General features: G+C 41.1%; 19 protein-coding genes. 5 read left to right on the forward strand and 14 right to left on the reverse strand.

Annotated features, from left to right (window positions below; all coding sequences use genetic code 11):
• Genes CIK86_RS10435 through mraZ form a run of 12 tightly spaced genes read right to left on the reverse strand, consistent with a single transcriptional unit; the run spans window position 1 to window position 13,450 of the window.
• A complete protein-coding gene (locus CIK86_RS10435; RefSeq protein ID WP_011329150.1) occupies window positions 1–921 on the reverse strand; it encodes a D-alanine--D-alanine ligase in 921 nt (306 codons plus the stop codon).
• The gene (gene murC, locus CIK86_RS10440) at window positions 918–2,369 is read right to left on the reverse strand and encodes a UDP-N-acetylmuramate--L-alanine ligase (RefSeq protein WP_041454564.1); all 1,452 of its coding nucleotides are present in this window, start codon (window positions 2,367–2,369) and stop codon (window positions 918–920) included. Before murC ends, CIK86_RS10435 begins: the two co-directional genes overlap by 4 nt.
• Window positions 2,370–3,446: an undecaprenyldiphospho-muramoylpentapeptide beta-N-acetylglucosaminyltransferase gene (murG, locus tag CIK86_RS10445; protein ID WP_086993258.1), complete on the reverse strand. Its 1,077-nt coding sequence runs from the start codon at window positions 3,444–3,446 to the stop codon at window positions 2,370–2,372.
• Window positions 3,443–4,618, reverse strand: coding sequence for a cell division protein FtsW (gene ftsW / locus CIK86_RS10450; RefSeq protein WP_041454565.1), 1,176 nt, complete (start codon window positions 4,616–4,618; stop codon window positions 3,443–3,445). Before ftsW ends, murG begins: the two co-directional genes overlap by 4 nt.
• Complete coding sequence (gene murD / locus CIK86_RS10455; protein ID WP_086993257.1) at window positions 4,615–5,955, reverse strand: UDP-N-acetylmuramoyl-L-alanine--D-glutamate ligase; 1,341 nt, start codon at window positions 5,953–5,955, stop codon at window positions 4,615–4,617. Before murD ends, ftsW begins: the two co-directional genes overlap by 4 nt.
• Window positions 5,956–7,038, reverse strand: coding sequence for a phospho-N-acetylmuramoyl-pentapeptide-transferase (gene mraY, locus CIK86_RS10460; protein ID WP_011329155.1), 1,083 nt, complete (start codon window positions 7,036–7,038; stop codon window positions 5,956–5,958).
• Entirely contained in the window at window positions 7,038–8,420 is a 1,383-nt protein-coding gene (gene murF, locus CIK86_RS10465) for a UDP-N-acetylmuramoyl-tripeptide--D-alanyl-D-alanine ligase (RefSeq protein WP_011329156.1), read from the reverse strand. The genes mraY and murF overlap by 1 nt, the downstream gene beginning before the upstream one ends.
• Window positions 8,417–9,895 carry a UDP-N-acetylmuramoyl-L-alanyl-D-glutamate--2,6-diaminopimelate ligase gene (gene murE, locus CIK86_RS10470; RefSeq protein ID WP_086993256.1) on the reverse strand — a complete coding sequence of 493 codons (1,479 nt, stop codon included), beginning with the start codon at window positions 9,893–9,895 and terminating at the stop codon, window positions 8,417–8,419. Before murE ends, murF begins: the two co-directional genes overlap by 4 nt.
• Window positions 9,888–11,705 carry a peptidoglycan glycosyltransferase FtsI gene (locus CIK86_RS10475; RefSeq protein WP_011329158.1) on the reverse strand — a complete coding sequence of 606 codons (1,818 nt, stop codon included), beginning with the start codon at window positions 11,703–11,705 and terminating at the stop codon, window positions 9,888–9,890. The genes murE and CIK86_RS10475 overlap by 8 nt, the downstream gene beginning before the upstream one ends.
• Entirely contained in the window at window positions 11,702–12,028 is a 327-nt protein-coding gene (gene ftsL, locus CIK86_RS10480; protein ID WP_086993255.1) for a cell division protein FtsL, read from the reverse strand. The genes CIK86_RS10475 and ftsL overlap by 4 nt, the downstream gene beginning before the upstream one ends.
• Window positions 12,025–12,963, reverse strand: coding sequence for a 16S rRNA (cytosine(1402)-N(4))-methyltransferase RsmH (rsmH, locus tag CIK86_RS10485; RefSeq protein WP_058374125.1), 939 nt, complete (start codon window positions 12,961–12,963; stop codon window positions 12,025–12,027). Before rsmH ends, ftsL begins: the two co-directional genes overlap by 4 nt.
• Window positions 12,964–12,991: 28 nt before the next feature.
• Complete coding sequence (mraZ, locus tag CIK86_RS10490; protein ID WP_011329161.1) at window positions 12,992–13,450, reverse strand: division/cell wall cluster transcriptional repressor MraZ; 459 nt, start codon at window positions 13,448–13,450, stop codon at window positions 12,992–12,994.
• 492 nt (window positions 13,451–13,942) lie between these two features.
• On the opposite strand from mraZ, the gene CIK86_RS10495 reads away from it, so the two are divergent.
• From CIK86_RS10495 to CIK86_RS10505, 3 genes are read left to right on the forward strand one after another with little or no spacing between them, the layout of a single operon-like run.
• Complete coding sequence (locus tag CIK86_RS10495; RefSeq protein WP_086993254.1) at window positions 13,943–14,269, forward strand: DUF883 domain-containing protein; 327 nt, start codon at window positions 13,943–13,945, stop codon at window positions 14,267–14,269.
• 6 nt (window positions 14,270–14,275) lie between these two features.
• Window positions 14,276–14,743: a hypothetical protein gene (locus CIK86_RS10500; protein WP_086993253.1), complete on the forward strand. Its 468-nt coding sequence runs from the start codon at window positions 14,276–14,278 to the stop codon at window positions 14,741–14,743.
• On the forward strand, window positions 14,733–14,975 hold the full coding sequence (locus CIK86_RS10505) for a hypothetical protein (protein WP_086993252.1): 243 nt from the start codon (window positions 14,733–14,735) through the stop codon (window positions 14,973–14,975). Before CIK86_RS10500 ends, CIK86_RS10505 begins: the two co-directional genes overlap by 11 nt.
• A gap of 103 nt (window positions 14,976–15,078) precedes the next feature.
• Here the strand turns inward: CIK86_RS10505 and CIK86_RS10510 are convergent, their stop codons facing one another.
• Window positions 15,079–15,921 (reverse strand): pirin family protein, encoded by an 843-nt coding sequence (locus CIK86_RS10510; RefSeq protein ID WP_086993251.1) that lies wholly within the window; start codon window positions 15,919–15,921, stop codon window positions 15,079–15,081.
• A 348-nt stretch (window positions 15,922–16,269) separates the two neighbouring features.
• On the opposite strand from CIK86_RS10510, the gene CIK86_RS10515 reads away from it, so the two are divergent.
• A complete protein-coding gene (locus CIK86_RS10515) occupies window positions 16,270–19,293 on the forward strand; it encodes an EAL domain-containing protein (protein ID WP_254910699.1) in 3,024 nt (1,007 codons plus the stop codon).
• Between the two features lie 60 nt (window positions 19,294–19,353).
• On the opposite strand, the gene CIK86_RS10520 is transcribed toward CIK86_RS10515, so the two are convergent.
• On the reverse strand, window positions 19,354–20,313 hold the full coding sequence (locus tag CIK86_RS10520; RefSeq protein WP_086993249.1) for a YihY/virulence factor BrkB family protein: 960 nt from the start codon (window positions 20,311–20,313) through the stop codon (window positions 19,354–19,356).
• A gap of 114 nt (window positions 20,314–20,427) precedes the next feature.
• On the opposite strand from CIK86_RS10520, the gene CIK86_RS10525 reads away from it, so the two are divergent.
• Window positions 20,428–21,507 (forward strand): mechanosensitive ion channel domain-containing protein, encoded by a 1,080-nt coding sequence (locus CIK86_RS10525; protein ID WP_086993270.1) that lies wholly within the window; start codon window positions 20,428–20,430, stop codon window positions 21,505–21,507.
• The last annotated feature ends 22 nt before the right edge of the window (window positions 21,508–21,529 follow it).

Consider the following 21,529-nt stretch of genomic DNA (forward strand, 5'->3'; position numbering starts at 1 on the left):
TTAAAGTGTTTGCTCCAAAATGCGAACAACTAATTGCTCAAAACTTGCACCATGTGCTTTTGCCGCCATAGGTACAAGCGACTTTTCGGTCATACCGGGTACTGTATTTACTTCTAATAAGTAAAAATTACCTTGCTGATCTTGCATTGCATCTACGCGTCCCCAGCCGCTAGCACCTACTAAATCAAATGCATCGAGTGCCATTGCTTGTAAGTGCTCGGTATCTGCAGGCGATAAATCTGCCGGGCAATGATACTGCGTGGTGGTTGCTTGATATTTAGCTTGGTAATCATAAAAACCATTGGGGGTTGTCATTTCGATTACTGGCAACACTTCATCGCCTAATACCGTTATGGTAAATTCGCGGCCACTGATCCACTGCTCAACTAGCACTTGGCTATCAAACTTAAACGCATTACTCAGTGCATCTTCAAGCTCTTGTGGCGTGCTTGCTTGTGCCATACCAATACTTGAGCCTTCGTGTGACGGCTTTACCATCACTTTTTTAAATTGCTGCATTATTGCCGCTGCATCAAAGCCTTTTTTGGCATCAACCACGGTATAAGGAGCGGTACTTAACCCTGCCGATTTAAATAAATGCTTACAACGCACTTTATCCATAGCCAGCGCTGAGCCTAGTACGTTACTGCCAGTATACGGCAGGTTCATAAATTCAAGCGCACCTTGCACTGTACCGTCTTCGCCACCACGACCATGCAGTGCAATGAACACTCTATCAATTGCTAACTCATTTAGCTCCCATAACGGGCGCTCTTTTGGGTCAAAGGCAATGGCGTTTATGCCATGATTTTGCAATGCATTTAATACCGCTTGTCCTGATCTTAATGACACTTCACGCTCTGCTGAGTTACCCCCTAACAGCACCGCTACTTTACCAAACTGCGTATTTAACTGTGTCATACTTCACCTTGTTTAAGTTTTTCTATCGACATACCCGTAGCGGCTAAGGTTTTTACTAATTGCCCTATGTTGCCAGCCCCTTGGGTTAATACTAAATCGTTATTTTGTAAGCAATCGGCTAATACGCTTGCCAGCTCTGCGCTATTAGCTACGTGGCGGGGCTCTTTACCGCGCTGGCGTAAACTACGGCATAAGCTTTTACTATCTGCGCCTACAATTGGCTCTTCGCCAGCACTGTATACATCGAGTAGTAACAACTGATCAACCTCGGCTAATACCTTTACAAAATCTTCGTACAAGTCGCGAGTACGAGTAAAGCGATGAGGTTGATACACCATAACTAAACGCTTATCTGGCCAGCCTTCACGAGCAGCGGTAATAGTGGCGGCCACTTCTGACGGATGATGCCCATAATCGTCAACTAACATTACGCTGCCACGTTCGTTTTCAAATTCACCGTAGTGCTGAAAACGTCGGCCAATACCTTCAAATTTTTGCAATGCTTCTAAAATAGCGAAATTAGCAATATTTTGATCTTTTGCTACCGCTATAGCTGCAGTGGCATTAAGTGCATTATGCTTGCCTGGCATATTTAGCGTTGCGGTTAAGCTCTCGCCTTGTTTATTGGTTACCGTAAACTTGCACGTGTTTGCCGACTGGCTAAAGTCGCTCATGCGATAATCCGCATCGCTCGACTCGCCATAAGTAATCACTGGGCGACCAAAACGCGGTATAAGCTCGCTCGCGACTTCAGAGTCAATACACACTACAGCTAAGCCATAAAACGGCAGGTTATGAATAAAGTCCACATAAGTGTCTTTCATTTTTTCTAGGCTGCCGCCATAGGTTTCCATGTGATCTTCTTCAATATTAGTGATCACCGATACCATTGGCTGTAAGTGTAAAAATGAGGCATCGCTTTCATCCGCTTCGGCGATTAAAAAGTCGCTTTTACCTACTTTTGCATTGCTGCCGGCACTATTTAACAAGCCACCAATTATAAATGTTGGATCAAGGCCAGCTTGTGCATAAATACTGGCAATTAAACTGGTTGTTGTAGTTTTACCGTGTGTACCCGCAATAGCTATACCATGGCGAAAGCGCATTAGCTCAGCGAGCATTTCGGCGCGGCGTACCACAGGTACTCTTGCGGCCTTTGCGGCTATAATTTCTGGATTTGTTTCATCAATAGCACTGGAAACAACCACTACATTGGCATCTTTTACGTTATTTTCGTGATGCCCAATAAACACCTCTGCACCGGCTTTAATTAACCTGTCTGTCATAGCGCTGTGCGCAATGTCTGAACCGGTAATCCTATAACCTTCAAACGCGAGTACTTCGGCAATGCCGCCCATGCCTGCGCCGCCAATACCAACAAAGTGGATGGTTTCAATGCGACGCATTGCTGGTCGTGTATATTGCTCTCTTATTGACGTTTGTTTCACTTATGCTCTCTTATTGGTTACTTGCTCACAGTGCATAGCTACGCTTGCTGTGGCATCTAAAATGGCTTGCTGTTTTGCATTTGCCGCCATTTCTTTAATTAATGAAGGTTTAGCTAAATATGGGCTTAAAAGCGCAACAATTGATTGTTGATTAAACTGCCCTTGTGGCATTAGTAATGCACCATTTGCCACAACTAAATACTGTGCGTTAGCTGTTTGATGGTCGTCCACCGCATGCGGAAAAGGTACAAACACTGCCATTTTACCAGCAGCGGCAATTTCACTCACAGTGAGCGCGCCCGAGCGGCAAATAACAATATCAGCCCAGCCGTAAGCTGTGTCTATATCATCTATAAATTCAGCTACTTTTGTATTTTCAGTGCTAAATTTATGCGACTTATAAGCAGCTTCAACACTGCCTAAGTGCCCTTTACCCGTTTGGTGCCAAACACTTATAGCATTGGTATTACCCAGCTCTGCAAACGCAGCAGGCAAAGTTGTATTAAGTACTTGCGCTCCTAATGAGCCGCCTACCACTAAAATATTAATTGGGCTTGATACTTCTCGCACTGCAATATTTGCCACGCTTTCTCGCACTGGATTACCAACTAACTCGGCTTGCCCTGTAGCAAATGCACTTGGAAAAGCCGCCAATACCCGATTAGCAAACTTAGCAAGCCACTTATTGCTCATACCGGCAATGGCGTTTTGCTCATGAATCACCAGCGGAATACCTAAACTTTTAGCTGCAATACCTGTTGGGCCAGTTACATAACCGCCCATAGCGAGTACCACATCGGGCTTTTCGCTTTTCAATACCTTACGCGCTTGTAATATTGCATTAAGCACCATGAATGGGGCTTTAATAAGACGCTTTATTCCGTTACCACGTACGCCTTTTACATTAATAAAATTAATATCAATATTATGCTTAGGAACAACCGTTGCTTCCATTCTATCGGGAGTGCCTATCCAACTTACTTGCCAGCCTTGCTGCTTTAAGTAGTCGGCCACAGCAATACCCGGAAATATATGTCCGCCAGTACCACCGGCAACTACAACACACTTTTTACTCATCGCTTAGCTCCACCTGACGTGGCTTGTTTGGTCGCCATTTTAGTTTCAAAATCAACACGTAATAAAATACCAGCAGCAATTGTCATCATGAGTAAACTCGACCCACCGTAAGAAATAAACGGCAGTGTTAACCCTTTAGTAGGTAAAATACCCGCACTTGCGCCTACGTTCACCATGGTTTGAAAAGCAAACCAAATACCTATTGCCAACGCTAAATAGCCTTCGTATTCTTTACCATTTTTAAGCGCATTTTGGCCAATTAGTAAGGCTCTAAACACTAAGGTGCCTAATACTATTAATATGCTCGATACACCAACAAAACCAAGCTCTTCGGCTATTACCGCAAAAATAAAATCGGTATGCGCCTCGGGTAAGTATTGTAGCTTTTGTACGCTGTTACCTAGGCCTTGGCCAAACCAATCACCTTGACTGTAAGCCATTAACGATTGCACTAACTGATACCCTTTGCCAAATGGATCGTCCCACGGCTCTAAAAAGCCAATAACCCGCGCCATACGGTATGGTTCTAGCACTATTAGCCCGATAACCAAGGCAACACCGGTTAGAATTAATACAAAAAACTGCCAAAGTTTGGCACCAGCTAAAAACAATAAACCCACGGTAGTTACAAACATAACGACCACAGTACCTAAGTCAGGCTGCATTAAAATTAATCCTGCATAAGCCGCAAATACTAGTATTGGCTTAATAAAACCTTTTATGTTTTCTTGGACTTCGCTACGTTTACGCACCAAATAACCTGATATATAACTAAAAAAGAATAGCTTAGCCAGCTCAGATGCCTGAATGTTAAACGGCCCTATGGGTATCCAACGAGTTGAACCGTTTACTTCTCGGCCAACAATAAGCACTATAAGTAATAAGCCTAAACCCACTAACAACAAGTACGGATTCGCTTTTTTCCACCAGCTCATAGGCACTGAAGTGGTGATCCAAAATAAACAAAACGACAAAGCTAAAAATATACCGTGCCGAATAGTAAAATGATAAATATTACCAAATAATCTGTCTGCTGTAGGCATAGATGCACTGGTAACCATGACAAAACCCACCCCCATTAACATCAGCATGCAATACAATAATGGTACATCGTAGAGCTGCGCCGAAGGCTTGGGCGTTAGTGCTTCTTTAATATCGGCAAAGGCCATCATGGCTGTTCCGCCATAACACATTGTATAAAGTCATCGCCGCGTTGCATGTAGTTATTGTACATATCAATACTGGCACAAGCTGGGGCAAGTAACACAATATTACCGGGCTCGCTTAATTGCTTAGCCAGTGTTACCGCTTCGCTCATATTATTGGTTAAATGGCTTTTATTGGTTAATGCCATTAAATCTTTGGCATCTTTTCCAAAGCAAATTAGCGCTTTAACATGCTGCTGTAAGTAAGGTGTAAGGGCGTTTAAATCGGCTCCTTTTGCATCCCCACCAGCAATAACTATTAATTGTTGGCCATTAGTTGCAAGGCTATCTATTGCAGCAATAGTAGCCCCCACATTAGTGGCTTTAGAGTCATTAAAGTATTTAACTCCAGCACGTTCAGCAACAAACTGACAGCGATGTGCAAGGCCATTGAATTGGCTAAATGCTGTACTGTATTGTGCTTTACTAATATTAAACGGGCTAAGTAGCGCCATTACCGCAAGAGCATTTAAATAATTGTGCTTGCCGACTACCGCCAAGCTAGTTACTGGTAAAAAGGCTTTATTAGCCTGCATAAAATATGTTTGTTGCTGATATTCGCCAAGGCTGTAATCGCCCTGGTTAGCACCAAAACTTAATTGGGATTTTACTTTACTATGCGTGGCTTCGTCGTCTGCATTGGTTATCACTAAAGCTGCGTTATTATAAATACTCAGCTTGGAATCTATATAAGCTTGATAACTGGCGTAACGATCGAGGTGATCCTCTGAAACATTCAGCACGGTGGCGCTAATTGGCTGTAAACTTGTTGTGGTATCTAGCTGAAAACTAGACAACTCCAATACGTACACATCAACGTCGTTGTTACTTAAATCACTTTGTAGTAAATCAAGCACTGCGGTGCCAATGTTGCCACCTAATGCTGCTTTATAACCAGCAGCAAGTAATACCTGCTGCGCCAGTGTGACTACTGTGGATTTACCATTAGATCCCGTAACAGCAACCACAGGTTTAGTATTAATACGGGCAAACAACTCAACATCACCAATCACTTCAACGCCTGCGTTTATAGCTTTAGCAATTGCTGGAATTGTTAAGCTAAGGCCTGGGCTAATAATGATCATATCGCTGGCGCAAAGATCGGCACTGTCCAAATCACCAAAACGGGTAGTTAAGGTTGGCGTATTTTGTTTTAGCCAATCAATTCCCGGTGGGTTTATTCGGCTATCAACCACGGTTGGTGTTAAACCCTGAGACACTAAAAAACGCACAATGCCCAGACCGGTTACACCGAGTCCGAGCACTGTTATTTGTTTGTTTTTTATCTCACTTAAGTATCGCATTTATCGAATCTTTAACGTCGCAAGGCCAGCTAACACTAGCACGATTGAAATAATCCAAAAGCGCACAATAACCCGCGGCTCTGGCCAACCTTTTAATTCGTAATGATGATGGATAGGCGCCATTCTAAAAATTCGTTGCCCGCGTAATTTATATGAGCCTACTTGTAAAATAACCGACAAGGCTTCCATTACAAATACTCCCCCCATAATAATAAGCAGTAACTCTTGGCGAACTAATACGGCAATAATACCCAATGCACCGCCTAATGCTAATGAGCCTACATCGCCCATAAATACTTGCGCTGGGTAAGTGTTAAACCATAAAAAGCCCAGCCCTGCGCCTACTATTGCGGTACATACCACAACAAGCTCACTGGCCAGCGGTAAATATGGAATATGTAAGTAATTCGAAAAATTCACATTACCAGTTAAGTAAGCAATAATTGCCAGTGCTGCTGCCACTAAAATAGTGGGTACTATGGCAAGGCCATCAAGTCCATCGGTAAGGTTTACCGCGTTTGATGTTCCTACTAACGCAAAGTAGGTAATAACAATGTAAAACAAGCCTAGTTGCGGTAATACATCTTTAAAAAATGGTACAACTAACGAAGTTTCATTGGCTTGAGTGCTGGTAAAAAATAATGCACAAGCAACAACTAAGGCTATAACTGATTGCCAAAAATACTTCCACTTAGCAATTAAACCTTTAGGGTCTTTACGAATAACTTTTCGGTAGTCATCCACAAAGCCAACCACTCCTAACGAGCCAATAACAAATAACGTTGCCCAAACATATTTATTTGATAAATCGGCCCATAATAAGGTACTGGTAAAAATAGCCGCTAAAATCAGTAAGCCACCCATAGTAGGTGTTCCCGATTTTGATAAATGCGATTGTGGACCGTCATCGCGCACTGTTTGCCCTATTTGCATACGTTGCAAAGCGCGAATTAACTTAGGCCCTAAATAAAGCGACATCATTAATGCGGTTAAAATCCCTAAAATCGCACGTAGGGTTAAGTACGAAAAAACATTAAAGCCCGTGTAATATTGGGTTAAATACTCTGCCAGCCAAACTAACATTAAAATACTCCATTGATGGCTTGTTGCTGGCCATTAACTAAATCGGTTACTAAAAGCTCCATGCGAGAACTGCGTGATCCTTTCACGACTATGGTGGTTTTTTTATCTACTTTTTTAATACTTGTTTGAATTTGTTGCAGCATTTGCTCACGGTTTGAAAAGTGTCTATTTGGCAGGCCATACACATCACTGGCATAGCGACTTAATACACCTAAAGTAAACAGCTCATTGATGCCTTGCTCTAATGCATATTCGCCTACTTCTTGATGATATTGACGTGCTTCTTCGCCAAGTTCACCCATGTCGCCCAGTGCTAAAATACGATGCCCTTGCATGTCACTTAGTAAATCAATGGCGGCTTTAACCGATTTAACATTGGCGTTATAGGTATCATCAACCACAGTTAATAAGTCAGAAACATTAATTAAATTAACGCGGCCTTTTACATCCCCCATGGTTGCCAGCGCATTGGCAATATCCTCAAGAGTGACATCAAACTCACTGGTTAGTGCTGCTGCAATAAGTGCATTACTAATATTATGCTTACCTGGTAGCGCAAGCTTAACCGGTATTTGTGCATTTTTAGTGCATAGGGTAAAGCTAGCGCGAGCATTTTCATCTAGGCTAATATTTTCAGCCCAAATATCGAGTTTTTCACTGCTCGAAAAACGCGTTACTTTACGGCCATCGAGTTTATCTAGCCAATATTGGCTAAACTCACTGTCGCAATTAACAATGGCAACGCCATCATCTTTAAGCCCATCAAAAATTTCGCCTTTGGCTTTAGCCACACCCATTAAGCTGCCAAAACCTTCTAAGTGAGCGGCGGCTACATTACATACCACGGCAACATCGGGTTTGGTCATAGCGGTGGTATAAGCAATTTCACCTAAATGATTTGCACCCAACTCTATAACGGCAAAACGGTGTTGCGGCTCTAAGCGTAATAAGGTTAGCGGTACGCCAATATCGTTATTAAAATTACCTTTAGTAGCTAGTACATCGCCATGCACAGATAAAATTGCAGCGCACATTTCTTTTACTGTGGTTTTGCCAACGCTGCCAGTAATGGCAATAGTTTTAGGGGCTACTTGCGCCATTACTGCGCCGCCTATAATTCCCAATGCTAAACGGGTATCGGCAACTATAAACTGTGGAATATCAACATCAACTTTGTGCTGCACAATAACGCCAATCGCGCCATTTTGTTTTGCTTGGGCAATAAATTTATGACCATCAAAATTTGGCCCTTTTAGTGCTAAAAACACTTCACCACTGCAAATGCTGCGAGTATCTGTATTTATATTTAGCACTGGTTGATTATCACCTTGATAATCGGTTGCTAGCACGTTAGCTAGCCAATCAAAATCCATCGGGATCATGCTTGAGTCCCTCTTACTGCTTTTTTTAGTTGTTGTTGTACGTAACGGCGATCGCAAAAATCGATGCGCTGATCACCTATTATTTGATAGTCTTCATGGCCTTTACCAGCAATAAGAATAACCTCGTCTGCTTTGGCATTGCTTATAGCGTAACTAATAGCTGTTGCTCTATCGGCCTCTAAATAAGCTTTTGTTGGCTGCGCTAAACCTTGTGCTACATCGGCAATAATGGCGTCAGGATTTTCTGAACGTGGATTATCACTGGTAATAATAACCTTATCCGCATTTTGCTCTGCCGCTTGTGCCATTAATGCCCGCTTGCCTTTATCGCGGTCGCCACCACAACCAAATACACAACTTACTCCACCAGGTACATGCTGCTGTAATGCTTGCAGCGCAAGCGCAAGCGCCTCGGGTGTGTGAGCGTAATCAACAATACAGGTTGGCTTGCCTTTGGCGCTAAATGCTTGCATGCGTCCGGCTACCGGTTGCAATTGCGCACAGCCTACAATTAATTGTGCTAGCGGATAACCTAGCCCCAATAAAGTTGCAAGTGCCGCAGTTAAATTATATAAATTAAATTCGCCAAATAACGGCGACTTTATAGCAATATCGCCCCAGCTTGTAGTTAATTGTGCTGCTATGCCTTGCGCTGAATAAGTAACGTCTGAAAAGTACACAAACTGTGCATTTTTAGGTGGTAAGTTTTTTCGCCCGTAACACACTAAACTGTTAAAGCTGTATTTTTCGAGCCACTGATCTGTTTGTCCATCATCTTGATTAAGAACCACAAGTTCAGGCTCAAAGTCTTTAAACAACATTAGCTTAGCATCACCATAACGCGCCATGTCACCATGGTAGTCGAGGTGATCGCGCGATAAATTAGTAAATACCGCCGCTTTAAATTGACACTGTGCAACCCGCTGCTGTACTAATCCGTGGGATGACACTTCCATCGCCACTAGCTTGGTATTTTGCTGCTTTAAATCATTTAAAATTCGTTGTAAATCAACCGACGATGGCGTGGTATTTATTAGTGGTGTTAGATTATCTGGATGACCATAGCCTAAGGTGCCAATAATGGCCGACTGGCTGTTACAAAACTGCGCTAAATGAGCGATCATAGCCGTGGTGGTCGATTTACCGTTTGTACCTGTCACACCAATTAAATCAAGCATGTGGCTTGGCTGCTGGTAAAAGCGACTCGCCAGCTCAGGGAGCTTTTTAGTCAGCTCTGACACTAAGTAAAGTGGCTCAAAACTAGTTTCAAATTCGCATAATCTGTCGGCAATAATTGCAACCGCGCCATTTTCAATTGCCTTCGCAATAAATTGTCCGCCATCTAATTGATGACCTTTAATTGCCACAAATACATCACCGGGCGTTACTTCCCGGCTATCAAGGCGTAGGTGCCCTACCTGCTGCGAGGGGGCATCTATCTCTATATATTTTAAAATTGCTTTTAAATCACGCATCGTTCTCTTTACCTTTTACGTACGCTACCTCTTCCTTATCGGGCGCTACGTTTAATATTCTTAATGCGTTAGAGACGATTTCTGCAAATGCAGGGCCAGCAGTGGCACCTCCATAGTACACATCGCCGCCGGGTTCGTTAATCATCACTACCACTGCTAATCTAGGATTACTTGCAGGTGCAATACCGGCAAAGTAGCCTACATATTCGTCACCGTAGCCACCAACAGCTGCTTTTTTAGAAGTACCTGTTTTACCAGCAGCTCGATAACCATCTACGTTAATTCTGCGCGCTGTACCGTCTTTTTCAAATACACTTTCCATCATGTGTACAACCGCTTCTACGTCTTTCTGTTTAAAAACACGCTCCCCCTCAGGGATGTCATCTTGCTTTAAAATGGTTAATGGCCGATTAATTCCGCCTGCGCCTAACATGGTGTAAAAACGTGCCATTTGCGCGGTACTTACCGCAATAGCATAACCAAATGATAATGTAGCAATTTCGAAGTCAGACCAACGGCGATTTGGATAAAACAACCCACTGCTTTCACCCACCATACCGGTGCCAGAATCCGATCCAAATCCTACCTTTTGAAATAATCCCACTAAATAATCTTTGGGTACCAACTGAGTTACTTTAGCAACGCCCATATTTGAGGAATATTTTAAAATTTCGCGCAGCGTCATCTCACCGTGGTTACGGGTATCTTGTACTAAGCTGCCGCCTAATCGCATCCAACCTGGGTAGGTGTCAATGGTGTCATCGGCCTTAATTGCGCCGTAGTCTAGCCCAGCTAAAATGGCTAGAGGCTTAACGGTTGAACCTGGTTCAAACAAATCTGTAATAGCACGGTTACGGCGCTTATGCGGGGCAGCGTCATTTAAATTATTAGGATTAAACGATGGGCTATTTACCATAGCCAATACTTCGCCGGTTTTAACATCTACCACCATGGCAGAGCCAGATGTGGCTTTATAAGTAAGCACTGCCGATTTTAGCGCTTTGTAAGCAATACCTTGAATACGCTGATCAATACTTAAGTGAATGCTTTCGGGCTCTACACGCTCTCGCTCGTCAAGTACTGCAACTTCACGGCCTTGGGCGTCTTTACGAATTGTACGACGGCCTTCTTCACCTGTAAGGGCATTTTCGTAAAGCTTTTCTATGCCTTCAATCCCCTTACCATCAATATTTGTGAAGCCAATAATATGCGCAGTTACTTCGCCTGCGGGATAATAGCGTTTTGACTCGTCGAGTAAATGAATGCCTGGTAGGCGTAAATCACCAATGTAATTTGCCACTGCGGGGGTTACTTGACGCTTTAAATATACAAAGCGGCGCGTTGGATCGTTTAGCAAGCGTGAGTTTATTTTTTTAGGTTCTAAACGTAAAACATCGGCAAGCTCACGCCAGCGCAAATCGTTTTTATAATAAAGTGCAGTACGCTTATCTAGCTCAGCAGTATTTTCTGCTAATGCTTGGTGATCTTCACCATTTTTACGTGCTTGCCTTAGTACTTTAGATACCAATGATTTGTGCAGTGCTTTGGGGTCTGCATACACACTCACTACAGGTACACTTACCGCTAATTCTTTACCATTGCGGTCAAATATCATGCCTCGTTGTACATGCAGTTTTTCAACTCGCACGGTACGCTTATCGCTTTCTGAGCGGGCTTTATCTGGTTCTAATATTTGCAAATAAGCAGCACGGGCTACCAGTGTTACAAACACTAAAAACACCACTGCGCAAACTAAAGTAAAGCGCCATGTGATTAAATTATTAACCGGTTTTTTGCCGCGAGTTCTCATTGTAGTATTATCACCTGCTCATCTTGGCTGGTTGGCCGTTTCATTTTTAACTGCGATATAGCAACTTCTTCAATGCGTGCATGCTGAGAGTAAAACTCTTCTTCTACTAATAAGTAACGCCACTCTAAATCTAATTCGTCGCGTTGTTGCAGTAACGAGTCTTGCTCGATAAGTTGCCCTCGCGCAAGGTGCGTTATTTGCACCAAAGTTAAACTAGAAGCGAGTATCACAACCAATAAGGCCGAGGTAAGCTTATTAGCACCTAGGCCTTTAATTATTTCAAAAAATAAATTAGGTTGACGATAGCTCGCTTTTTTCCTCATCCCAGCCTCTGCGCAATCCTAAGTACAGAGCTACGTGAACGTGGGTTACGCTCTACTTCTGCAGCGCTTGGCTTAATGGCTTTACCCACAGCTTTTAGTGTTAAATTTTGATTTATTTGTGCGTCAGTTAAAGGCAAGCCTCGAGGCAGCGCCTCGCCACGACTTTGCTTTCTAATAAACTGTTTTACAATACGGTCTTCTAAAGAGTGAAACGAAATAACAACTAAGCGACCACCTGGCTTAAGAACTTTAATCGCAGATTGTAATGCTGTTTGAATTTCTTCTAATTCACTATTTATATAAATGCGAATAGCTTGAAAAGTACGTGTAGCTGGATGTTTAAATTTATCTTTAACCGGTACCGCTTCATCTACCAAGTCGGCAAGCTGCTTAGTAGTGGTAATTGGCGTATGTTCGCGAACTTCAAGCACTTTGTGCGCAATGCGTTTGCCAAACTTTTCTTCACCTAGTTTTTTAATAACATGGGTAATATCGTCAAGTTCAGCTTCGGCCAGCCACTGTGCAGCACTGCGCCCAGTGGTTGGATCCATGCGCATATCCAGCGGGCCATCTTTCATAAAGCTAAAGCCACGCAGTGCATCGTCAAGCTGTGGCGACGACACGCCAATATCAAGTAAAATGCCATCAACTTTGCCAATCAGATCGTTTTGCTCAGCCACATCGTATAGGTTTGAAAAGCGTGTATGAGCAATTGCAAAGCGTGGATCATCTGCAAATTTTTCAGCCGATTTAATTGCTTGTGGATCTTGATCTATGGCCTGTAGGCGACCTTCACTACCAAGGCGCGCTAATATTTGACCTGAATGACCGCCACGTCCAAAAGTGCCATCCATGTATATACCGTCTGGCTTAATTGCAAGTGCATCTATGGTTTCGTCCATAAGCACGGATACGTGTTCAAATTGTGCTGTCATTAGCTATTGTTTGCCTTTTATTGTGCCGTTAGAGTGTGAAATTATCTAAATCTGGGTGTGGTTCAAAATCACCAAGCCTTTCAAGCTCTGTATCTTGGCGCATTTGCTGATGCCAACGCGCTTCATCCCATATTTCAAATTTATTCATTAAACCAACTAGCATGATTTTTTTGCCAAGATCTGCATGGGCGCGCAACGAAGGCGCTAGCAAAATCCGGCCATTTTTATCAAGTTGATATTCAGTAGCATTACCCAGCAACATGCGCTGCATACGACGGGCTCGTGGGTTCATATTAGATATTTTTGCTAGGCGGCTTTCTATTTCTTGCCATTGTGCCAATGGATATAACCATAAACACGGCTCATTTAATGCGACGGTGCAAATAACCGTTCCCTGATCTTCAGACAATAGATCGTCTCGGTACTTAGTGGGTACCGCAAAACGTCCTTTATCATCCAAACTCAGCGAACTTGCGCCACGAAACATAAAAAGCCTACTTTAAAATTGTTTTAATCAACACTTTTGATTAACCCGATCCATTTTGATCCACTATAAACCACTTTTTACCACAGTGCTCCAGTTTAGGGCTTGACAAGGCTTTTTGTCAAGTAATCAGGCTTCCTTTAACGCGTCTCAAAGCTAGAAAAAATAAGGCTTAGCGTAAAGCGATTGAATTAAGTGGGAAAAAATGGAATTCGTGGTGAGATTTTTTCTTATCATTTTAAGTAACCTTTCGTTTACACTTTTTGCTTACTGAATAACCAGTGAACAATTACAAATTTTAAGGCATGATTTAGCCATTTGTAAAATTTACTCAATTATATGGCAATTGTTACGACTCAAGTTAAAGCTGGCCAACCGTAAATCACATATATCAATATAAATCATATAGTTAAAATTATTATAAAGTTGGTTTGATCATTGCTGCTATATACTTACCAATAAATTTTTTAACTTTATTTTTATTAAGGATTGATTATGGCTACTGCAACAAATACTAAAACATCAACAACTACAGCGACTAAACCTGAAATTAACGAAGCACCCTTTACAGAAAAAGCAACATCGGCTGCACACGACGCAGTAGATGCACTTTCTAGTAAAGCAGCCGTAGCAGAGAGCAGCGTAAGAAAAGGGGCAACTAGCTCTGCTGAAACACTGAGTGAAAAGCAACTCATTGCCCGTGAAAAGCTAGGTGAATACACCTCTAAAACACGCACTCTTGCCGCAGAAAATCCATTAGCAACAGCTGGGATCGCGTTTGCTGCAGGTATGCTAGTAACTGCATTGTTTCGTCGTAAGTAAACAATGATGAATAATCCACAAACAACAGCGACCAAGGATGGTGACGCTCAAAATCAAACGGCCCAAGACGCGAGCCAAAAGGAAGATTGGCAAGATCATATTGCTAAGCTTTTAGCCTATTCTGAGCAAATTAAGGATGACTACAAAACGCAAGGCAAGCTTACCAAACAATTAGCAAAAGCTGAGTGGCATTTGTCGCTCAGATCAATTGCGCTAATTACTATACTTTTGGGTTGTTTTGCCAGCGGTTTAATTTTGTTGTGGATTGGTTTATTGGGCGCAATTGGCTTTGGAGTTTATGAGTTATTTGCCTCAGTATGGTTAAGTATAGCGACCGCAACTTTACTACAAGTTATAGGCTTAATTTGGCTTTGGAAAAGTGCTATTTATTTAAGTAACAAAATTGGCTTTAGTAAAACATTACGTAGCTTAAAACAGTTATTTAACCTTCAGGGAGATAACAATGCTGGTTAACTTTTTAATTCATTCGCCAAACAAAGCAGTCAATAATCTTAGTAAACAAATGGACTTACAAAGTGAATTAAAACGCCAACATCACATGGCGTTTAAGTACAGATTAAAACGCTTTGCAGTTACCAAAGTTGGTATTTCAAGCGCATTTTTAGCCGGTGCTGTTGTGCAGGCTAGTAGTACTAAATCTGGTTTAATCAAAAAATATGCTTGGCTAGCAAGATTATTAGCTTAATGGATAAAACCAGTGCCGCGCAATAAATAATAGCGCAGCACTAATTGATAGCTTTAGCCTTTGTTAAGCGGCTTAATTGATCATTGATCATAAATCGGCGATTCTAAATATTACCAAACTCACCGTTTTGATAATCACGAATAGCTTGCTGAATTTCGGCTTCAGTGGTCATTACAAATGGCCCCATGTGAGCAATTGGTTGTTGAAGCTCATCACCAGCTAAAATAAGCACACCTGCTCCTTGCTCTGTATATAAGTCAATGTCACTCCCTGGTTCTAGTATTAACAGCTGTTTTGCTGCAATAACGTTACCTGCTTGCGTAGTTAACGAACCGGTATGAATATATAGCATCACTTTTTGCTGGCTCAGTGGTGGCAACTCAAAACGCTGTCCTGCAGGTAAAGTTACATCAGCTAAAGCGGCATTTGCAGCGAGCGTTTGTAGGCTTGATGTTAAAGCCTGATCGGCAAACTGCCATGTGCCTGCCAATGCTTTGAGTGTTACCCCATTATCATTGGTGGCAACTGGCGCAGGGTGCGCTGTTGTATCTTGGTAAATTGGTGCGCGCATTTTTTCTGCACTGGGCATATTGATCCATATCTGAAAACCATGTAACCCTTCATTGGCATCTGCCAATGGCATTTCACTGTGCATTACCCCTTTACCTGTACTCATCCATTGTACATCGCCTGCTTTTATGGCCTTTTTATTACCCATTTGGTCACGGTGTTCAAAGCCACCTTTAATAATATAGGTAAAGGTTTCCATACCACGATGAGGATGCGCAGGAAAACCGCCAATGTAATCGTTTTTATTATCTGACTTTAGTTCGTCAATCATTAAAAAGGGATCTAGGTGCTTGCCATCAAAACCGGGAATTCTACTAATATTAACGCCATCACCATCTTGGGTTGCGTGCGCACTTAGTTGTTTAATTACTTTCATTTTATTGCTCCAATAAAGTAGATAACACTATTTAATCACACTGAAAATTTACGTATATATGTTTAATTCGTACCATTTATTCTTTTTAAACGAATTTTAGTTTTTATTCTAAAACATTACAGTTTGCTATAACCGTTATAAAATGACTTGCTGTTAAAGTAGTTATTACAGCTGATTTTTGTTTAATAAGTAACACTTTAATCCTTATTATTTATATGGTTATTAAACAAAAAGTTAGCTACAATTATTTTTGGCGTAAATCTCTATTAAGGCATTATTATTTTTACCACTTCACTTAAAAATCAGCTGTACCGTTTGCTTATTTTATTTAGCATTCCTGGGGTCGCTGTGATCATTTTTACGTTATTACTAGAACGTAACTATTCAATTAAGCAAAGTGAGCTACAAGCAACCAATATTGCCAACCGTTTTTCATTACAACAAAAAAATATGCTTGATGATATTGAGCGTTTAGCGCGCTATATCGCACAACAAGAAAGCAAGCATGATGAGCTGCTAACCACCTGTCCTAACTATTTTGAGCTATTTAAGTCACTCTACAATAATGTTGCTAATATTGGCATGATTGACTTGCAGGGGAATGTTAGTTGCGTCACATCGGGGCAAGTAACAAATATAAATATTGCAGATAGAGATTATTTTAAAAATGCATTAAATAGCGACATGTTATCTGTAGGCTATTTTCAGCTAGATCGAAGTTTACAAACAACAACGGTGAATTTTGCGCTGTCGTTAAAAAATACCACTGGGGTTACCAAAGGCGTTATTGTCATAGTAATTGCCTTAGATTGGTGGAATGCAGCAATAAATGAAATTAACTTACCTGATGGATCGTTAGTTGCCATTGTTGACTCTAACACTAAAATTTTAGCTCACTACCCCAAAAACACTGCTTTAATAGGTAATAGCATTGCCCAAAATTATGTGGAGTCGATGCAGGCTGATTCTCATTTTATTACAGATGAGCAAGGTGTTACCCGTATTTTTTCTCGCTCAACTCTTTATAACGATCCACATAATAACAACTTAGATATTTATATTGGTTTACCCGTCACCGATGTTTTAGCACAAATAAATCATAACTTTATAATCTCTTTAACTGTATTTATAACCTTTTTATTACTGCTAACATTTATTGCCTACAAACTACTAAAAGTAAGTATTTTTACACCTATTAATCATCTAACTAAAGCAACCGACAGCTTAGCAAATGGCGTTATGCCATCTGAGCAAAATGATACTCCTAACAGCCCCGAGCTCAAGGTTTTATATCAACGCTTTAAAATAATGGCTGAAACTCGCTTAGCTACTGAGGCTAACCTTAAAAATAAACACGATGAGTTAACCAGTTTATTAAGTGCACTGCCAGATAGTTACTTAAAGATTAACAACAAAGGTGAGGTTTCTAATATTGGGGGCTCATTTAATATTCCTGGTGTTACGCAATCGGTAAACAACTTAACTTTAGCTAGTTTTGTTACTGAGCGTAATGCACAGTTAATTCTCAATAACCTCCCTACTTCAACTTCAAATAACTCAAATAACTTAGAGTTTACCTTGCAAAGCCAAACTGATATTAAAAACTTTGAAGCCAGAATAAACCCAATGCAAACTAACCATGAGTTTGTAGTAGTGCTACGCGATATAACCCAGCGCAAACAAAATGAAGAAGCCCTACACTTAGCGGCGCTTGTGTACGGTAACAGTAGTGAAGGAATGGCTATAACCGATGAAAATGGCATTATATTCGATGTTAACCCTGCTTTTAGTAAAACCACGCTTTTTTCTAAAGAAGAAGTAATTAATAAAACGATCAGTGTTTTGTCCTCTGACAAGCACGATAAGACATTTTATCAGGCTCTGTGGGCAGAACTAACAAGCACGGGGCGTTGGCAGGGAGAAATTATTAATCGCCGTAAAAATGGTGAGCTTTACGTGGAATGGTTAACTATAGATACTGTGTATGATGACAATAACATGCCGGTTCGTCGTATAGCCATATTTACAGACTTAACAGAAAAAAAACAAGCCGATGCGCTTATTTGGAAACAAGCTCACTTTGATCACCTTACTGACTTACCGAATCGATTAGAGTTAAAAAAACGTTTAAATGAATGTTTTACGCGTGTAGAAAATAATGCCGAGCAACTGGTTATTATGTTGCTCGACATAGATCACTTTAAAGACGTTAACGACACTTTAGGGCACCATTATGGTGATGCTTTACTTAAATTTGTGTCGCAGCGTATTTTAGAGTCAGCAAAAAATGCCGAGTTTGTTGCCCGCATTGGCGGCGACGAATTTGTAATCGTATTTAGTAAAATAAAAGAACAGCATATAAAGCAAATAGCTGAAAATATTTTACTTAGCTTGTCATCGGCTATTTATATTGAAAACGAAGAGTTGTTTATTAGTGCCAGTATAGGTATTGCCTCAGCCCCTAATGATGGCGAAAATACTGAGCAGTTACTCAAAGCAGCCGATCAAGCAATGTATAAAGCAAAAGTTAATGGCCGTAATGGCTTTGAATTTTTCTCCCATGACATGCGCGAAAAAGCGCAAATGCGCATGCTGCTACTTAAAGAATTACGAACAGCAATAGAGCTTGAGCAGTTTGAATTGTTTTATCAACCTATCGTCTGCCTAAAAGACTTGCACGTACACAAAGCTGAAGGATTAATTCGTTGGCGTCACCCTGAAAAAGGCTTAATAAGCCCTGCTGACTTTATTCCGTTAGCTGAGGAAACCCGACAAATAAATATACTTGGGCAATTTGTTTTCTCCCAAGCATTACAAACACTCAATGATATAAAAGCACACATAACCAATGATTTTCAGCTGAGCGTTAATGTATCGCCAATACAGCTATCTACCCCAGATAGCGGGATAGATGAGTGGGGAGCTATGCTTAATGCAGCAAACCTGCCTGCATCATCAATTGTTGCTGAAATAACAGAAGGCTTAATGGTCAACCCTGAGGCTTTAACACAAAGCCGTTTAAAGGCACTGGTTCAGTCGGGAATGCAATTAGCCCTTGATGATTTTGGCACCGGTTACTCTTCTCTCGCCTACTTACAAGAAATGGATACCGACTACCTTAAAATAGATAAACGCTTTGTTGATAACATTAATAAAGGTAGCCAGGAGCTGGTATTGTGCGAAACCATTATCGTTATGGCGCATCAGTTAGGGTTAAAAGTAATTGCTGAAGGAATAGAAACCAAGCAGCAAATGCAACTGTTACTTGAAGCTGGTTGCGACTATGGGCAGGGCTATTTATTTTCAAAACCCTTACCTAAAGAGCAGTTTATGAGCTTACTAACCACAAGCCAAATCATTGCACTAAAATAACCACAGCGTTAGGCACCAAACATTACCCAAGTACTCTATTATGAGTACTTGTAAAGTTACTTACCTATTAAGCTCTTTCACATCAAGATGATCGGCAACATAGGCTCCGCGCTCACCTCTTTTTTTATCTGGGCCTATTGTACTATCTATTGCAGTTTGTTGCTCTGAGGCAGCATTAATTGTCGCCCCTAAAATTACAATATAAGCACTAATGTATAGCCACATCAGCATAATAACCACCCCACCTAACGAGCCATAAGTTTCGTTATAACTGGCAAATTTCGATACATAAAATGAAAAACCAATTGAAGCGACTATCCATAAAATTGTCGCAATAACAGATCCTAAGGTGATCCAACGCCATTTAGTAGGTTTACGATGCGGCGCGTAACGGTATAAAAGCACTAAGGCAAAGTTAAAAGTAAATGCTAATAATGGCCATGAAATAAACGTGATGAGTAAATCTATATTTTCTTTTAATCCCACTAAATTAAGTACTACCGGTAAAATACCAATAATTAACAGCGCAAAAATAGCCACTACAATAGCGCCAATCGAAAACAGAAAGCGTACAAGTTGCGCTTTAAAAAATGAGCGTTTTTCATATTCCTGATAACTTATATTACAGGCTGTAATTAATGCTTGGCTGCCCTTTGAACTACTCCAAATAGTTAATATTAATGTGCCAATTGCGCTCAAACTCAAGCTAGTACTTGAGCTTTGGGCGATACTGGCTATTTGCGACAAAATTAACTCTCCGGTACTCTCTGGTAGCAGCTCAATTACCTGACTTAAATGCGCCCCTATATCTGTAGGTGATGCAAAATAGGCATAAATAGATACAAGTGCAGCAAGCGCTGGAAAAATAGCCAGTAACGCATAAAATGCCACGCCAGCGGCCACTAACGATAAATTATCACGACTCATTTGAGTAAAAATACGCTTAGTAATATCCCACCAACCAAGCAACGGAATATTTACTGGTTGCTGTGCATCTTGACCACGTTTTACATCGCTCATTTTAACTCCTTTGTTATATAGCAGTAAGAGAGCAAAATGTTTGCCAACACCAATGCGCTTGGTATTAAACTTGCTATTATTGTTTATAAAGATGATTTAACACGGATAACACCCATGCTCAGTGCTTTAAATAACATTATAACTGCAGTTAATGCAGCCCCTGCTACTCCAAGCATTAAAGCCGATGTATTGTCGTGGGCGTTTTTACAAGAGCAAAGCACGCAATTCCTACATGTAGTAGTGCAAACCTTACCCACCCTATTTTTAGGGATTATTATAGTTGTAATAAGTTACATCCTTGCCAGGCCGTTATCACGCCTATTAATTAAACCTATTGAATATTTAACCGATAGTGCACTTATACATTTGGTTATAAGGCGAAGTATAAGTATTTTAATCCTACTATTGGGTATTTACTTATTTTTACGTTTAGCTGGGCTGACACAGTTTGCCGTAGCTATAATGAGTGGCACAGGTTTGATAGGGCTTATTCTCGGTTTTGCATTTAGAGATATTGCCGAAAATTTTATAGCTAGTTTATTATTAAGCATACAACGCCCTTTTAAAATAGATGATGTAATTGAGGTAGAAGGCCGCCTCGGCATAGTTAAAAAAGTAACCGCTCGCGCAACCACTTTAGTTGACTACGACGGTAACCATATTCAAATACCTAATGCCACTGTGTACAAAAATATTATTAAAAACCTCACTGCCAACCCTAAAATGCGCGGCAAAGTAGAAATAGGCATAGGGTATGATAACGATATACGCAGCGCACAAACCCTAGCCCTCACAATTGCAAACCAACAAAACGCAGTATTAACCGATCCACCTGCGCAGGTATTAATTAAAAACCTAGGCTCATCAACAATTAACTTTACGTTATTTTTTTGGGTTAATAGCGAGCAGTTCAGTACCGCTAAAGTGGCCTCACAGCTAATGCGAGAATTAGTAAACGAATTTACTAGTCATAACATCAGCATGCCAGACGATGCCAGAGAACGCATTATACTTAGCGATCCTAACCTTGAAGCTGTAACCCCAGAAAAAAGTGAGCCTATAGCGCCAACTAAAAAAGTATCAGAAACACAGACTCAAACTAAGAACTTAGATGACGTAAGTAGCGACACCGATGAAATACGCGAGCAGGCCGATCAATCCCGCGATCCCGAGCAAGGTAAAAATATTATATAGTTAAAAAATATCACATACGAAA

Origin of the sequence: Pseudoalteromonas sp. JB197 (genome assembly GCF_002332205.1) — a bacterium.
Lineage (GTDB): Bacteria > Pseudomonadota > Gammaproteobacteria > Enterobacterales > Alteromonadaceae > Pseudoalteromonas > Pseudoalteromonas nigrifaciens.

Coding starts and splice junctions, on each gene's coding strand:
- rsmH (WP_058374125.1), bottom strand. CDS start 12,963: ATGACAGCACAATTTGAACACGTATCCGTGCTTATGGACGAAACCATA.
- ftsL (WP_086993255.1), bottom strand. CDS start 12,028: ATGAGGAAAAAAGCGAGCTATCGTCAACCTAATTTATTTTTTGAAATA.
- CIK86_RS10475 (WP_011329158.1), bottom strand. CDS start 11,705: ATGAGAACTCGCGGCAAAAAACCGGTTAATAATTTAATCACATGGCGC.
- CIK86_RS10505 (WP_086993252.1), top strand. CDS start 14,733: ATGCTGGTTAACTTTTTAATTCATTCGCCAAACAAAGCAGTCAATAAT.
- CIK86_RS10525 (WP_086993270.1), top strand. CDS start 20,428: ATGCTCAGTGCTTTAAATAACATTATAACTGCAGTTAATGCAGCCCCT.
- CIK86_RS10510 (WP_086993251.1), bottom strand. CDS start 15,921: ATGAAAGTAATTAAACAACTAAGTGCGCACGCAACCCAAGATGGTGAT.
- CIK86_RS10435 (WP_011329150.1), bottom strand. CDS start 921: ATGACACAGTTAAATACGCAGTTTGGTAAAGTAGCGGTGCTGTTAGGG.
- mraY (WP_011329155.1), bottom strand. CDS start 7,038: ATGTTAGTTTGGCTGGCAGAGTATTTAACCCAATATTACACGGGCTTT.
- murF (WP_011329156.1), bottom strand. CDS start 8,420: ATGATCCCGATGGATTTTGATTGGCTAGCTAACGTGCTAGCAACCGAT.
- CIK86_RS10520 (WP_086993249.1), bottom strand. CDS start 20,313: ATGAGCGATGTAAAACGTGGTCAAGATGCACAGCAACCAGTAAATATT.
- mraZ (WP_011329161.1), bottom strand. CDS start 13,450: ATGTTTCGTGGCGCAAGTTCGCTGAGTTTGGATGATAAAGGACGTTTT.
- CIK86_RS10495 (WP_086993254.1), top strand. CDS start 13,943: ATGGCTACTGCAACAAATACTAAAACATCAACAACTACAGCGACTAAA.
- murD (WP_086993257.1), bottom strand. CDS start 5,955: ATGCGATACTTAAGTGAGATAAAAAACAAACAAATAACAGTGCTCGGA.
- murE (WP_086993256.1), bottom strand. CDS start 9,895: ATGCGTGATTTAAAAGCAATTTTAAAATATATAGAGATAGATGCCCCC.
- CIK86_RS10500 (WP_086993253.1), top strand. CDS start 14,276: ATGAATAATCCACAAACAACAGCGACCAAGGATGGTGACGCTCAAAAT.
- murG (WP_086993258.1), bottom strand. CDS start 3,446: ATGAGTAAAAAGTGTGTTGTAGTTGCCGGTGGTACTGGCGGACATATA.
- ftsW (WP_041454565.1), bottom strand. CDS start 4,618: ATGATGGCCTTTGCCGATATTAAAGAAGCACTAACGCCCAAGCCTTCG.